Source organism: Methylobacterium oxalidis (genome assembly GCF_007992195.1).
Lineage (GTDB): Bacteria > Pseudomonadota > Alphaproteobacteria > Rhizobiales > Beijerinckiaceae > Methylobacterium > Methylobacterium oxalidis.
In genome coordinates this window covers 1-13,107 of record NZ_BJZU01000061.1, presented here as the reverse complement: position 1 = coordinate 13,107, position 13,107 = coordinate 1, and the positions used below count along the sequence as shown (strand labels likewise).

General features: G+C 72.6%; 14 protein-coding genes. 8 read left to right on the top strand and 6 right to left on the bottom strand.

Features of this window, described 5'->3' with window-relative positions:
* Positions 1-20 precede the first annotated feature (20 nt).
* From MOX02_RS15085 to flbD, 4 genes are read left to right on the top strand one after another with little or no spacing between them, the layout of a single operon-like run.
* Entirely contained in the window at positions 21-1,073 is a 1,053-nt protein-coding gene (locus MOX02_RS15085) for a flagellar motor switch protein FliG (RefSeq protein ID WP_147026616.1), read from the top strand.
* Complete coding sequence (locus MOX02_RS15080) at positions 1,070-1,669, top strand: FliH/SctL family protein (protein ID WP_147026615.1); 600 nt, start codon at positions 1,070-1,072, stop codon at positions 1,667-1,669. Before MOX02_RS15085 ends, MOX02_RS15080 begins: the two co-directional genes overlap by 4 nt.
* A gap of 15 nt (positions 1,670-1,684) precedes the next feature.
* On the top strand, positions 1,685-2,020 hold the full coding sequence (gene fliN / locus MOX02_RS15075; RefSeq protein WP_147026614.1) for a flagellar motor switch protein FliN: 336 nt from the start codon (positions 1,685-1,687) through the stop codon (positions 2,018-2,020).
* A 58-nt stretch (positions 2,021-2,078) separates the two neighbouring features.
* Positions 2,079-3,446, top strand: a complete 1,368-nt coding sequence (gene flbD / locus MOX02_RS15070) for a sigma-54-dependent transcriptional regulator FlbD (protein WP_147026613.1) — start codon at positions 2,079-2,081, stop codon at positions 3,444-3,446.
* On the opposite strand, the gene MOX02_RS15065 is transcribed toward flbD, so the two are convergent.
* Both MOX02_RS15065 and MOX02_RS15060 read right to left on the bottom strand, forming a co-directional pair.
* A complete protein-coding gene (locus MOX02_RS15065; protein WP_147026612.1) occupies positions 3,447-3,722 on the bottom strand; it encodes a hypothetical protein in 276 nt (91 codons plus the stop codon). It lies immediately after the preceding gene.
* Between the two features lie 134 nt (positions 3,723-3,856).
* Complete coding sequence (locus MOX02_RS15060) at positions 3,857-5,167, bottom strand: KpsE/RkpR family capsule polysaccharide export protein (protein WP_147026611.1); 1,311 nt, start codon at positions 5,165-5,167, stop codon at positions 3,857-3,859.
* Between the two features lie 224 nt (positions 5,168-5,391).
* Here MOX02_RS15060 and MOX02_RS15055 point away from each other — a divergent pair, with 224 nt between their 5' ends.
* The 3 genes from MOX02_RS15055 (at position 5,392) to fliP (ending at position 7,772) form a co-directional block, all read left to right on the top strand.
* Entirely contained in the window at positions 5,392-5,775 is a 384-nt protein-coding gene (locus MOX02_RS15055; protein ID WP_238179459.1) for a hypothetical protein, read from the top strand.
* 108 nt (positions 5,776-5,883) lie between these two features.
* Complete coding sequence (locus MOX02_RS15050; protein ID WP_147026610.1) at positions 5,884-6,942, top strand: lysylphosphatidylglycerol synthase domain-containing protein; 1,059 nt, start codon at positions 5,884-5,886, stop codon at positions 6,940-6,942.
* A gap of 56 nt (positions 6,943-6,998) precedes the next feature.
* On the top strand, positions 6,999-7,772 hold the full coding sequence (gene fliP, locus MOX02_RS15045) for a flagellar type III secretion system pore protein FliP (RefSeq protein WP_238179461.1): 774 nt from the start codon (positions 6,999-7,001) through the stop codon (positions 7,770-7,772).
* Positions 7,773-7,779: 7 nt separating this feature from the next.
* Here the strand turns inward: fliP and MOX02_RS15040 are convergent, their stop codons facing one another.
* From MOX02_RS15040 to MOX02_RS15025, 4 genes are all read right to left on the bottom strand, one after another.
* The gene (locus MOX02_RS15040) at positions 7,780-11,112 is read right to left on the bottom strand and encodes a hypothetical protein (RefSeq protein WP_147026609.1); all 3,333 of its coding nucleotides are present in this window, start codon (positions 11,110-11,112) and stop codon (positions 7,780-7,782) included.
* A gap of 124 nt (positions 11,113-11,236) precedes the next feature.
* Positions 11,237-11,614 carry a hypothetical protein gene (locus MOX02_RS15035; protein WP_174804931.1) on the bottom strand — a complete coding sequence of 126 codons (378 nt, stop codon included), beginning with the start codon at positions 11,612-11,614 and terminating at the stop codon, positions 11,237-11,239.
* Positions 11,615-11,658: 44 nt separating this feature from the next.
* Positions 11,659-12,327: an invasion associated locus B family protein gene (locus MOX02_RS15030; protein WP_147026608.1), complete on the bottom strand. Its 669-nt coding sequence runs from the start codon at positions 12,325-12,327 to the stop codon at positions 11,659-11,661.
* Between the two features lie 119 nt (positions 12,328-12,446).
* Positions 12,447-12,626: a hypothetical protein gene (locus tag MOX02_RS15025; RefSeq protein ID WP_147026607.1), complete on the bottom strand. Its 180-nt coding sequence runs from the start codon at positions 12,624-12,626 to the stop codon at positions 12,447-12,449.
* Between the two features lie 295 nt (positions 12,627-12,921).
* Between MOX02_RS15025 and MOX02_RS15020 the strand changes: the two genes are divergently transcribed.
* Positions 12,922-13,107, top strand: a 186-nt coding sequence (locus MOX02_RS15020; RefSeq protein WP_174804930.1) for a saccharopine dehydrogenase NADP-binding domain-containing protein, incomplete at its 3' end; no start/stop codon positions are given.

Here is a 13,107-nt window from a genome sequence, read left to right as displayed (position 1 = left end):
CGGAGCCGGGGTAGAGAGCGATGGCGGGCGGGCCGAACATAGCCAGGGTGATGGAGGGGATCGGCGGGACGGCGTTCGCCGCCATGCCCGGCCCCCAGCGCGCGGCCGCGCTCCTGCTCCTCCTCGGCGAGACCGAGGGCGCGCCGATCTGGCAGATGCTGGAGGAGGAGGAGATCAAGAAGGTCTCCCACGCCATGGTCCAGCTCGGCTCGCTCGACGCCGAGGTGGTCGAGAAGCTGATCGTCGATTTCGTCTCTCGCCTGTCCTCGGGCGGCGGCATCACCTCGAACTTCGAGCGCACCGAATCGCTCCTGCTCAAGATCTTCCCGACCGATCAGGTCTCCGCGATCATGGCGGAGATCAAGGGCGCGTCGGGCAAGCGCGTCTGGGCGAGCCTCACCCAGATCGATCCGGAGATTCTCGCCTCGTTCCTGCGCAACGAGTACCCGCAGACCGTGGCGGTGGTGCTCTCCAAGGTGCGCTCGGACTACGCCGCCAAGGTCCTCACGATCCTTCCCGAGGAATTCGCCATCGACGTCCTCAACCGGATGCTGCGGATGGAGACGGTGCAGAAGGAGGCTCTGCGCCACATCGAGGAGACGCTGCGCGTCGAGTTCGTCTCGACCATCTCGCAGGCGACCCGCCGCGACGCGCACGAACTGATGGCCGACGTGTTCAACGCCTTCGATCGCCAGACGGAAGGTCGCTTCCTGGCCGCTCTCGACCAGGCGAACCGCGGCTCGGCCAAGCGCATCCGCGAGTTGATGTTCACCTTCGAGGACCTGCTCAAGCTCGACCCGGGCAGCGTGCAGACGCTGATGCGCAAGATCGACAACGACACCCTCTGCCGGGCGCTGAAGGGCGCCGACGAGCGGGTGCGCGGCTTCTTCATGAGCCAGATGTCGACGCGCGCCGCCAAGAACCTGACGGACGAGATGGGCTCGATCGGCCCGATCCGCCTGAAGGAGGTGGATGAGGCGCAGGCCAAGATGACCGAGCTCGCCAAGGACCTCGCGGAGAAGGGCGAGATCATGATCGCCAAGAACAGCGCCGAGGAGGAGCTGGTCTATTGAACGCCCGGCCCTTCCTGTTCGACACGGACTTCCGGCGCCCGCAGGCGAGCCCCGCCGCGGCGGCGGCCGCGCAGGAACTCGCCGCGGCCACCGCCGCCGCGCACGCGCGCGGCGTGCAGGAGGGCCGCGCCCAGGCCGAGGCGCAGGCGCAGGGGCGTCTGTCCGACGCCCTCACCCGCCTGAGCCTCGCCGCCGCCGGCCTCCTCGCCCAGGCCGACGCCGAGGCTGCCGAGCGCGAGGCGGAGGCGGTCGCCGTCGCGACGCTCATCGCCACCCGCGTCGCGGGCGAGGCCCTCGAGACGCGCCCGCTCGCCGCGATCGGAGAGGCGGTGCGCGCCGCCCTGCAGCACCTGCGCGGCGTGCCCCACCTCGTGGTGCGCGTGAACGACGCGCTCGTCGACGAGACCGAGAGCCTGATGAAGGGCCTCGCCCGCGAGCGCGGCTACGAGGGCCGGCTCGTCGTTCTCGGCGAGCCGGACCTGCTGCCGGGCGATGCCCGCCTCGAATGGGCCGACGGCGGCATCGTCCGCGACCGCGCCCGCATCGAGACCGCCTGCCTGGAGGCCCTCGGCCTCTCCCCCGCCCCCACGCCCTGACCGCGAAGACGAGAGATGTCCGACGATTTCAATCTGCCGCAGCTCAGCGACGGCGACCCCGGCTTCGACGGGGATTCCATCCGCGAGGCGCCGACCACGGCCAAGAGCGCGGGCGACCTTGAGCAGGTCTTCGACGTGCCCGTCGTGGTCTCGGCCGTGCTCGGCTCATCCCGGATGCCGATCGGCGATCTGCTGCGCCTCGGCCCCGGCGCGGTGCTGGAGCTCGACCGCAAGGTCGGCGAGGCCATCGACATCTTCGTGAACAACCGTCTCGTCGCCCGCGGCGAGGTCGTGCTGGTCGAGGAGCGCCTCGGCGTCACCATGACCGAGATCGTCAAGGGCGATCACTGATCGCGCGCCGGGACGCGCCGCCGTCCCGCCTGCCCTGTGAGAGAACGGAGTGCCCGCCATGCGGCTCCTGATGATCGGACGGCTCAACGGCGAGCTCGTCACCGCCTCGAAGATCGCGATGAGCCGCGGCGCGGCCGTCACCCAGGCCGACGGCGTCGAGCAGGGCCTCGCAACCCTGCGCGCCAAGGGCGCCGACCTCGTGATGATCGATGTCGGCCTCTCGGTGCGCGACCTCGTCGGCGCGCTCAACGAGGAGCGCATCCGCACGCCGGTCGTGGCCTGCGGCGTCGCGGCCGATGCGCGCGCCGCCGTCGCCGCGATCCAGGCGGGGGCCAAGGAGTACATCCCCCTGCCCCCGGACCCGGAGCTGATCGCGGCGGTGCTGGAGGCGGTCGCCGCGGACGGGCGCGCCTTCGTCTGGCGCGACCCGGCCATGGAGCGGGTGGTGAAGCTCGCCGAGCAAATCGCCCGCTCGGAAGCCTCCGTCCTGATCACCGGCGAGAGCGGCACCGGCAAGGAGGTGCTGGCCCGCCACGTCCACGCCCGCTCGAACCGGGCGGCCAAGCCCTTCGTCTCGGTCAATTGCGCGGCGATCCCCGAGGCGCTCCTCGAATCCGAGCTGTTCGGCCACGAGAAGGGCGCCTTCACGGGCGCGGTCGCCCGACGCATCGGCCGCTTCGAGGAGGCGAACGGCGGCACGCTACTCCTCGACGAGATCTCCGAGATGGATGTCCGCCTGCAGTCGAAGCTGCTGCGGGCCCTGCAGGAGCGGGTGATCGACCGGGTCGGCGGATCCGCCCCCGTCAAGGTCGACATCCGGGTGCTCGCCACCTCGAACCGCAACCTTGCCGAGGAGGTCCGCAAGGGCAGCTTCCGCGAGGATCTGTTCTACCGCCTCAACGTGGTCCACCTGCGCCTGCCGGCTCTGCGCGAGCGCCCGGCCGACATCCTGGAGCTCGCCGCGCATTTCTCCAAGAAATACGCCGAGGTGAACGGCCTGCCGGTCCGGCCCCTGAGCCGGGCGGCCCAGACGCTCGTGCGCGAGAACCCCTGGCGCGGCAACGTGCGGGAGCTCGAGAACACGGTGCACCGGGCGGTGCTGCTCGCGAGCGGCGCCGAGATCGGCCCGGAGGCGATCCTGACGCCGGAGGGCGACGCGATCGCGGGAGCGCCCGCCGATCCTGCCGCCCGCGCCGCACAGGTGGCGGAGGCTGCCACCCGCGGCCTCGTCGGGCGCACGGTGGCCCAGGTCGAGTGCGACCTCATCCTCGACACCCTGGATCACTGCCTCGGCAACCGGACCCACGCCGCCAAGATCCTCGGCATCTCGATCCGGACCCTGCGCAACAAGCTCAACGAGTACGTCGAGGCCGGCCTTGAGGTGGCTGAGCCGGGCAGTGCCCGCGCCGCGGCCGCCTATGGGTGATCAGCCGCGGCCCTTCCGATGGGCCGCCGCCTGCGCGACCATCGCCTCGTCGAGCTTGCGCAGGGATTCGTAGCGCGCGATGTCGGCCTCGACGTCGCGGATCGTCTCCTCGACGAGATGCCGCTGGAGCGCCACCCGGGCATCCTCGGGGGCGAGCGTCTCGCGCTCCTGCAGGCGCAGCACCGCCTGGCGCACCACGGCGTAGACCTGCTCACGCTCGGCGCGGCTCATCGCGGGCGTGATCGCGCGGGCGACGAGATCAGCGAAATCGGACATGGCGGCGATCGGGGATCCTGCGCGCGGCCGGGCCGCTCCGGGCCCGCAACGGTGAGGGCGTGGATTTAGCAGATCCACGCTCGCCCGATCCAGCCCGGCGACCGGCCGGCCGCGAGGCGCGGGCGGGCCCGCGCCTAGAGGCGCTGGTCCTTGATGCCGGCGAGCACCAGCGAGACCGAGCTCCAGACCACGAGAAAGCAGAAGAAGGCGATGATCAGGCCGTAGCCGCGTCGCGGATAGAGCGAGTCGGTGGGGATAACCGGCGGCACGAAAGTCGCGAGGTAGATCTGCTGCTTGCTCGCCGAGACCCGGGCCCGGTCGAGGATCGTGTTGGCCGATTCGTTGAGCTTCTCGGCGATGGTGCGCTCGATCAGCAGGCCCTCGTATTCCAAGAGTGCCTGGGTCATGTTCGGCGCGCCCGTCGCGCCGGCGGTCTCGCTGGTCAGCTGGTCCTGCAGCTGCTTCATCTGGTGGTCGATCGCCGCGATGTTGGCGACGAGGACCTGGATCCCGCGCGAGTTCTCGTTGAGGTTCGAGCCGCGCAGGACCTGCAGGTCGTTCTCGGCCTTGAACTTGTCCTTGCGCAGGCTCGTCATCGTGATCAGCGTCGCTTCGGCCGACTTGATCGGGTCGATGATCCCCCAGCGGTTCCGGTAGTGCTGGATCGCGAGATGCGCCTTCTTCAGGCGGTCCTGCGCCTCGGTCGCGTCCTTGAGGGCGTGCTCGACCATGTCGGCCTGCGCGCGCCTCGAGATCGTGTTGATCAGCGCCTCGGACTTCGCCACCACCTGCTTGGCGATGGCGAGGGCGTCCTCCGGCGTGAAGGCGCGGGCCGTCAGGGTGATGACGCCGGAGATCGCGTCGATCTGCGCCTCGACGTGGCGGCGCCAGTAGCGCGTCAGCTCCTCGATCGGCTGGGGCGGATTGTAGCGGGCCCAGAAATCGGCCTCGCTGCGCGAGAACATCTTGGTGACGGCGAGTTCCTTCTCCGCCAGCTCGACCATGGACTGGCTGTGGATGAAGTCGCGGACGATGAAGCTGTCCTGGCTGTTGTGCTTCTGGATGAGGCTCGTGAACTCGCCGAGGTTCACGTCGCCCATCGGCTCGACGTTGCCGCGCACGGCGAACTGCGCCTCGGCGATGTACTGGTCGGAGGCGAACACGAAGAGGTAGACCGCCACGATCGCCGTGGGCAGCAGGACGAACAGGCTGAAGCGGCGGATCAGGACGGGGAGGAGGTTCTCCTCCTTGCGCGGGCGTGGGCGCAGGCCGGGAACGCGCGTCCAGTCCAGCTTCTCTCGCGCCTGCCGCAGGAGGGCGGGAAGCTTGCGGTCGGGGATCGGCTCGATGGTCTCGGCGTTGCGGCGCACCTCGGGCAGCGCGTTGCGCGCCGCCTCGATGATCCCGCGGAGCCGCTCGCCTTGCTTGACCTCGTCGACGTTCATCCGTTCGTTTTCCTGGGGGTCGCGCGCGGTCTCGCGCCCGGGCAGATCGCGTCCAAGATCCGGGTCCAAGATGGGGTCCCAAGTCCCGCTCTTTTCGGCCCTTTTTAAGGCACCCACCCTGCCCGCGGGAAGCTCGGCCGTTCAGGGTGCCCCTTTGCCGCGGCAGGCCCTCGCCGGGCGCGGCGCGGTTGCGCCGCTCCTCCGCCGAGCCTAGGCGAGCCCGCATGAGCGATCCGACCTCCGCCGCCGTACGCCCGAAGTCCCGCACCGCCAAGACCAAGCTCGAGGCGGTCGTCGTCGTGTGCGCGAAATGCGCCAAGCGCCAGAGCCTGGGCAGCCGGGCGGTGCGCGCCCTCCTGAAGCGCGGGCTCAAGCGCGGCCACCCGAAGCGCAAGGTCCGGGTCGTGGAGACGGGGTGCCTCGGCCCCTACCCGAAGCGGGCGCTGGCGGTGGCGACCGGGGCGAGCCTCGCCCGCGGGCGCGTCGTCCTGCTCGATCCCGCCGCCACGCCCGAGGAGGCCGTCGCCGCCCTCCTCCCCGAATTCGGCCCCAAAGCCGGGCTAGCGCCGGCCGCCGAAACGGGCGAGGAACCGAATCCCCTCTCCTGACGACAGCAGCCGGCCCCGGGCCGGGCCCGAGGCGTCCGTCATGCCGGCTCATAGAAGACCCGCTCGCCCTTTGCGTGCCCGGCTCCGCCGGCGGGCGGCGGCGTGCCGATGAGCGCCGGCACCAGCGGCCGGGCCGGCGGCGGGCTTGGGCGCGCATTGCTCCGACGCCTGCCCCTCTTCGGCACGGCCCTCGGCCTCGTGCTGGCGGTCTGGCTCGTCGCCACCAACGACATCGGCGCCGTGGCCTCCGCCTTCGGCCGGATCGGCCTCGCCGGGCTCGCGGCCGTCGTGATGGTGCGGGCCGTCATCGTCCTGCTCTGCGGGCTCGCCTGGGCGCGGCTCCTGTCGGGCCTGAGCCCCGCCGAGACCGGAGCCTTCGTCGTCCTGCGCTACGTGCGCGAGGGCATCAACGTGCTCCTGCCCGTGGCCTCCGTCGGCGGCGACGTGGTGGGCGGGCGCCTCCTCACCTTCTGGGGCGTGACGGGCGCGCTCGCCGCCGCCTCGATCCTCGCCGATCTGCTGATCCAGGCCGGAACCCAGGCCCTGTTCGCCCTCGCGGGCGCCCTGCTGCTCACCCGCCTCGACGGCGAGCCCGCGGCGGCCCTGGCCGGGTGGATGCTGCACGCGCTGGCGGTCGCCGGCCTGGCGCTCGGCGCCTTCTTCGCCATCCAGAGGAGCGGCGCGGCCCGCTTCATCGAGCGTCGCCTCGCGGGCCTCGCCCGGCGCTTCGCCCGGGAAGCCGCGCCCGCCGGCGGCGACGCCGCCGCCGCCGCGAGCGTCCAGGATGCCCTTGACGCCGTCTGGGGCCGGCGGCGCTGGGGTCCCGTCGCGCAGTCCGTCCTGCTCCACCTCGTCGCCTGGGTGCTCGGTGCGGCCGAGATCTGGATCGTGCTCGCCTGCATCGGCGTCGAGGGCGTGACCGTCTCCGAGGCGCTGGTGATCGAGGCGCTGGCGCAGGCGGTGAAGTCGGCCGCCTTCCCGATCCCGAGCGGGCTCGGCGTCCAGGAGAGCGGCTTCGTCGTGGTCGGCGCGCTGTTCGGCATCGACGCGGGCACCGCCATCGCCGTCTCGCTCGCCAAGCGCGTCCCGGACGTGGTGCTGGGCCTGCCCTCGCTCCTGGTCTGGCAGAGCCTGGAGGCCCGCCGCTCGGCGGGGCTCGTCCGATGAGTGCGCCCGCGGCGAGCTTGCCTCGCGGGCGTCCTGCGACCACCGTGCCGGCCGTCATGACGACCCCGAATCGACACCTCCTCCCGCGCACGGCCCGGTGCGCGGGCGCCGCGCTCCTCGTCGTGCCGCTACTCGCCCTCTGTGCCTCGGCCGGACCGGCTTTCGCCCAGAGCGTCACCGTCGACCTCGGGGCGGGCGGGGTGACCGAGCGGGCGCTCCAGCTCGTCGCCCTCATCACGGTCCTGGCGCTGGCGCCCTCCGTCCTCGTGATGGCGACCTCCTTCACGCGAATCGTCGTGGTGCTCTCGATCCTGCGCTCGGCGCTCGGCACGCAGACGGCGCCGCCGACCGCGGTGATCGTCAGCCTCGCGCTGTTCCTGACCGCCTTCGTGATGGCGCCGACCGGGCGGGAGGCCTACCGCGCCGGCATCGAGCCGCTGATCGCCGGCCAGATCACGCAGGGACAGGCGTTCGAGCGCGCCTCCGCCCCCTTCAAGACCTTCATGCTGCGCAACGTGCGGGAGAAGGACCTCAAGCTCTTCCTCGACATGGCCAAGGTGCCGACCCCCTCCGGGCCCGAGGCGGTGGGCCTGGAGATCGTCACCCCGGCCTTCATGATCTCGGAGCTGCGGCGGGCCTTCGAGATCGGGTTCCTGCTCTTCATCCCCTTCCTGATCATCGACCTCGTGGTCGCCTCGGTGCTGATGGCGGTCGGCATGATGATGGTGCCGCCCGCCACCGTGGCGCTGCCGTTCAAGCTGATCTTCTTCGTGCTCGTGGACGGATGGACGCTGGTCGCCGGATCCCTCGTCCAGAGCTACGGAACCTGAGCGGCGATCAGCCCGGCGGCGCGCTCTCCGGGCGGTTCTCGGCGCGGGTACCGGCCTTCTCGGACGGCCTGCCCCGGTCGGGCACGCCGGTGTCGGGGTAGCGCCTGCGGTACTCGGCGAGGAAGGCGGCCAGCGTCTCGGCGCTGGTGGCGCGCTGCGCGATCTCGCGGAAGCCTGGGTTCCGGAGCGCGTTCGCGGCGGTGAGCAGGGCGAAGGTCCGCGCGTCGGCGCTCTCCGACATCGGCCCCGCGAACTTGCCCTTGAGGCGCTCGAGCCCGATCGTCTCGCCCGAGAGATCGTAGGCGATGGCCGCCCGGATCACGTCCGCGCGGGCTGCCTCGTCGAGGGGCTTGCGGCCGCGCCAGATGTCGCCGAGCAGCGCCTCGTGCGCCTCGCCGGCCTCGCGCCAGCGCCGCGCGCCCCACAGGATGTCGGCCCGCAGGCGCTGCGCGTCGGCGGCCGTGTCGCCCTCGATCGTCTCCAGGGCGAGGTCGGTGCGCGAGAGGTCCGACAGGGCGCGGGCCCGGATCAGGCCGCGGGCCCGGCGCAGGTCGCCCGGCAGTTCGGGCAGGTGCGTCGCTTCGAGGACGTCGAGCGCCATGAGGGGCTTGCCGTCCATCAGGCGGATCGCCGCGAGCCTCGCGGCGACGCTTGCTCGCGCCGCCCCGGTCAACCGGTTGTCGACCTGGTGCTGCAGCAGCTCGGCGGCCGAATCGAGAAGATCGAGCCCGACCAGCCGGTCCGCGAGGCGGCGGACGATCTCGTCGCCGCGCCGGCCGATCGGGGCGAAATCCTTGAAGTCGAAGTAGAGCGCCACCGCCTCGATGCCCGGGATCCTGTCCCCGAGCGGGCTCAGGAAGAGGTCGTCGAACAGGGCCTGCGCCTCGGCGTGCAGGCCGCGCGACACCGGCGAGTCGGGGGCCGTCGCGTTGGCGCGCCGTGTGGCCAGGAAGGCGTCGCGGTAGCGGCCGGCATCGGCGTAGAGATGCGCGAGGCCGGCAGTCATGGCCTCCTCCGTCTCTCCGCCGTGCCACGTGATCGCCTCCCGCTCCAGGCGGTCGATCGCCTCCTTGCTGGCGAGCTTGCCGGACGCGTGGGCGAGCAGCGTGCCGCGCAGCGTCGCCGCGACCGCCACGGGCCGCTCGGCTTCCGCGCTGAGGCGCTCGTAGGTCGCGAGCGCCGCCACGGTCTGACCCGTGGCCTCCTCCATCCGGCCGCGCAGGAAGGCGAAGCGGTCGCGCAGGATCGGGGGCGGCGTGAGCCGGCCGACGGAGACGAGGCCGCGGCTGGCGCCTTCGAGGTCGCCGGTCTCGATCGCCGCCTCGATCGTCGCGGCCTTCAGGAGCGCCTGGAGATCCTCCGGATAGCGCTCGAGGATGTCTCCGGTGGCGCGGAAGGCGTTGTCGGCGGCGACCCAGCGGCCGGCCTGGGCTTCGGCGAACCCGCGCCAGAGGGCGGCCTCCGGGTCCTGCGCCAGGTTCTCGGCGGCGAGCGTGCGCCGAGCCGCCGCCAGCCGCCCGAGGCGGGCCTCGGCGAGGCCGGCGAGGATCGGGATCTCGCGCTGGCCGGCGATCACCGGGTCGTCGGCGCCGGCTGCGGCGAGGACGGCCAGGGCCTCCGGGTCGAGGCCGTTGGCCAGCATGGCGCGGGCGAGGTCGAGGCGGGGCGGGCCGCGCATGGCGCTCGTCGCCTCGGTGATCGCCCGCGTCAGCTCGCGGAGCGTCTCGCGCACGTCCCCGCGCCGGGCCATCTCCCAGGGTCCGCGCTCGATCGCCAGCGCGCCGGCCCTGCCGAGCGGCGCCTCCGGCTCCCGCATCACGGTCGAGACGGCGAGCCCGCCCTCGCGCCCGATGCTGACGCCGTCGAGGTCCGGGCGCACCGCGAGGTCGTCGGCCTGCGCTGCCACCGCCACGCCGAGGCGGCTCGGCAGCAGCTCGAAATCCACGAAGCGCTGGCGCTTGGCGACGCCCGCCAGGCGCCGCGCCCGGCTCGTCACCACGGCCACCCGCTCGCCGTCGAGGTCGAGCCAGGTGGCGCTGCCCGGGGCGGGCAACTTCAGGCCGACGCCGAAACGCCCGCCCGGTCCGGGCGCGCGGGTCGCGGTGAGGCTGTCGCCCGGGCTCAGGGTGTCGCCCGTCACGAGCTCCCAGCCCCCGGCGCCCCGCGCCGGCCCGACCGGAAGGAGGTCGATCAGGCGGCCGGCCGGCACGACGAAGCTGAGGGCGACCACGCCGCCCGTTCGCGCCGGCGGGCCGACCGGCCGCAGGCCGATCCGCTCGGCATCGGCGGCCGTGACCGGCTCGTCCGTCTCGAAGACGAGGGTGGCGACGCCCGCGCGCTCGAACAGGGCCGCGGGCGGGGTGCTGCGGAAGGAGAAGACGAGGCCGTCACCGGCCGCCCGCTCCGGCGCCGACGCGGCCGGATCCGGCGCCGGTCCAGCCCCAACCCGAACCGCCGGAGCCGGCTTCACGTCGGGCGGCGCGGACGGTTCCGCGGCGCCGGGGACCGTCGGAACGGGGCTCGCGGCCTGCCGGGGTGTCGGGGTCCGCAGGCTCAGGTCGATCGTGAGCCCGTCGTCGTCCCGCTCGGTCGTCAGCAGGTAGCCCTCGCCCGGCGTGACGAGAAGGGAGGCTCCGCCCTCGTCCTCCTCGGCGACGACGTTCGCCGCCGCGGGCTTGGTGCGGCCCCGGATCTCGGCCGCCTCGATGCGCCAGGGACCGGCGACGCGGATGCGGGTCGCGGCTCCGGCCGGCTCGGCGGAGGTCGCCGTGCCGGGCGGCAGGCGCATCGCGAGGCGGGTCAGGCTCGGCAGGTGGGCCACCTCGACGGGCAGCGCCTTCCGTGGGGGCACGGGCGTCGCGGCCTTGAGGGCTGCCTCCGCGCGCTGCACGCGCTTGGCGAGCTCGGTGACCACCTCCGGCGGCAGCGGCGGCGGCAGGCCCGCCCAGCCCTCTGGAAGCAGGTCCACGAAGACCTGCTCGCCGGCCTCCTGCACGTTGACGCGGTAGGGCTTCTGGAGAGCGAGACGCAGGCCGGTGCCGTCGGGATCGCGCCGCACCGTCGTCACGAAAGCCGGCATCTCGGCGGCGAGGCGCTCGGGCGCCCCCTGCACCCGCTCGCCGAAGCTCAGCACCAGCACGGTGCCCATCAGCTTCGCCTTGACGGAAACCGGCGCGTCGAAGGTCAGCGCGATGCGGCCGTAGCGCTCGAGCTGGCTTCCCTTGGCCGCGAGGAGGCGAGCGGCCTCTGCGGCGCCGCCCTGGAGCCAGAGGGCGAGTCCGAGGCAGGCCAGAGCCGTGCGGCGACGCCTCCGCCGCCCTGTTGCGAGACCAGCCGCCATCGTGAAACGCCACACCCGAGAGCGGCGGGCGCCCCGGCCGGGGCGCTGCGCCTGTACGTCACTTCGGGGTCGGATTGTGCCCGGACAGGGCTAATGGCCGCTTAATTGCGGACCCGTCCGGTTCTCACTTCCTCACGATGAGGCCCGGAATCGCCTTGCCGGCCTCGCCGAAGGTCTCCACGGCGCGCTTGCAGCTCGCCTCCGCATCCTTCTGGTAGATCTCCGTATAGGCTCTCGCGCGCAGATGCAGATCACCCTGGTTCAGCTCGGCGGGATCGACGCCGAGCCGGGTCACCGCCATCCGGAGCTTGTCCGGGTCGCCCTTCAGGTCCGGGCACGACGCGTCGACGAAGGCGACCAGTCCCGCGAGCTTCGCGGCGTTGTTGCGCTGCCGCTCGGCCGGACTCGGCGCTCCCGGAGGCCCCTCCTGCGCCGTGAGCGGCGTGACGAGAGAGGCGACGAGCCCCGTCAGGATCATCCCACGCACCGTCCCGTGCATCATGGCCGCCCTCGCTCCTCGCCCGTCCGATCGATCCGTACCGATGCTCAGCCGCTGAATGCGATCACGCGCGCGAAGGCTGCGGCGAAGCCGGCGAGCGGCACCGTGATCACGGTCGGCTCCTGGCCCTCGGGCCGCGGGGCGGTGATCGTCAGCTTCTCGGCGGTCTTCATCGAGTCGGTGGCGAGCGTCGGGAAACTGATCGGCACGAGACATCCTTCCGAGCCGCAGGCGAGGTAGGGGGCGCCCTTGCCGAGCACCGTCTCGTCGAGCTTGAACGAGACGCCGGGCTCGATCGAGACGCCGAACGGCATCAGGATCAGCCCTTCCGAGCGCCCGTCCTTCGGGGCCTTCAGCTCGATGGCGAACTGGCGTCGTCCCGTCTTCCGGTCGCCCTGGCTCTGCATGACCATGCAGCTCGTGTTCGCGCTCTCGCGGCTGCAGTTGACGGTCCAGTTGTCGTAGGTCTCGCTCACCGCCGTCGCGCCGGCCGGCCAGACGGCGGCAGCGCTCGGCGCCGGCGCCGGCGGTGCGGCTTCGGCCGGCTTCGGGGCCGGCTTGCGGGGCTGGGGCTTCGGCTTCGGCTTCGCCGCGGGTGCCGCGCTCTCGGGGGCGGGTGCATCCTCCTGCGCGCGGCCCGCGCCGGCCGTCGCGAATGGGCCGAGGATGATCGTGCCGATCAGGGCGAAGGTGCGGATCGCGCGGATCTGCGTCATGCGGCTGTGTCCCCAAGCGCGGCGCAGTCGGCGTCGCGGCTCGGAGAAGCCGCCTAAAGGCCCCTGGCCCGCGATGCAATCGCGGGCACCCGAGTTTGTTGTCGCGCTCCGGCCCGGCCTCAGCGGAAGGCGGCGTCGACGCCGCTGCTCCGCGCCTGGGCACAGCGGCGCGCGAAGGCCGCCTCGTGTTCGCGCCGAACCGCGCGGACGATCGCGGCGGCCAGGGTCAGGACGCCGGGGTCGCGGTCGAGAGGCTCCTCGACCGGGCGGGAGATGTTCGAGACGAGGACCGCGAGCATGGCAGGACTCCGAGAGCGTGCATGCGGGCGTTTCCAGAGCCGTTCGACCGAGGCGCGGCTTCATGTTGCATTGCAAAATGACCGGTGTGGACTATGCGTGCAATGCAGCATTCCGCGCGGCGGCCATGCGGCCGGCTCATGCTCCGGCAACGCCCTCTTCACAATTGCCGGCGGTCCGGCGGTTGACCCCGGGGACGCGAGGGGCCAGTGAGCGCGTCGCTCATTCGTCATGTCCGCTGCTTATGGACGCCGCTTCGCCGCACGGAGCGACAGGAGAGGAAGGATTCCCCGCCCGATGACCGACCAGCCGAACCAGCACCCCGTCCACGGCCGCATCAGCGGTCCCATCGTGATGATCGGGTTCGGCTCGATCGGCCGCGGCACCCTGCCCCTGATCGAGCGCCACTTCGCCTACGACAAGGCGCGCTTCACCGTGATCGACCCGTCCGACAAGGACCGGGCGCTTGCCGAGAGGCACGGG

Bases quoted from the DNA above. Each gene is read 5' to 3' on its own strand.
- MOX02_RS15085 (WP_147026616.1), top strand. From the start codon at position 21: ATGGCGGGCGGGCCGAACATAGCCAGGGTGATGGAGGGGATCGGCGGG.
- fliN (WP_147026614.1), top strand. From the start codon at position 1,685: ATGTCCGACGATTTCAATCTGCCGCAGCTCAGCGACGGCGACCCCGGC.
- flbD (WP_147026613.1), top strand. From the start codon at position 2,079: ATGCGGCTCCTGATGATCGGACGGCTCAACGGCGAGCTCGTCACCGCC.
- MOX02_RS15065 (WP_147026612.1), bottom strand. From the start codon at position 3,722: ATGTCCGATTTCGCTGATCTCGTCGCCCGCGCGATCACGCCCGCGATG.
- MOX02_RS15060 (WP_147026611.1), bottom strand. From the start codon at position 5,167: ATGAACGTCGACGAGGTCAAGCAAGGCGAGCGGCTCCGCGGGATCATC.
- MOX02_RS15055 (WP_238179459.1), top strand. From the start codon at position 5,392: ATGAGCGATCCGACCTCCGCCGCCGTACGCCCGAAGTCCCGCACCGCC.
- MOX02_RS15050 (WP_147026610.1), top strand. From the start codon at position 5,884: ATGAGCGCCGGCACCAGCGGCCGGGCCGGCGGCGGGCTTGGGCGCGCA.
- fliP (WP_238179461.1), top strand. From the start codon at position 6,999: ATGACGACCCCGAATCGACACCTCCTCCCGCGCACGGCCCGGTGCGCG.
- MOX02_RS15040 (WP_147026609.1), bottom strand. From the start codon at position 11,112: ATGGCGGCTGGTCTCGCAACAGGGCGGCGGAGGCGTCGCCGCACGGCT.
- MOX02_RS15035 (WP_174804931.1), bottom strand. From the start codon at position 11,614: ATGATGCACGGGACGGTGCGTGGGATGATCCTGACGGGGCTCGTCGCC.
- MOX02_RS15030 (WP_147026608.1), bottom strand. From the start codon at position 12,327: ATGACGCAGATCCGCGCGATCCGCACCTTCGCCCTGATCGGCACGATC.
- MOX02_RS15025 (WP_147026607.1), bottom strand. From the start codon at position 12,626: ATGCTCGCGGTCCTCGTCTCGAACATCTCCCGCCCGGTCGAGGAGCCT.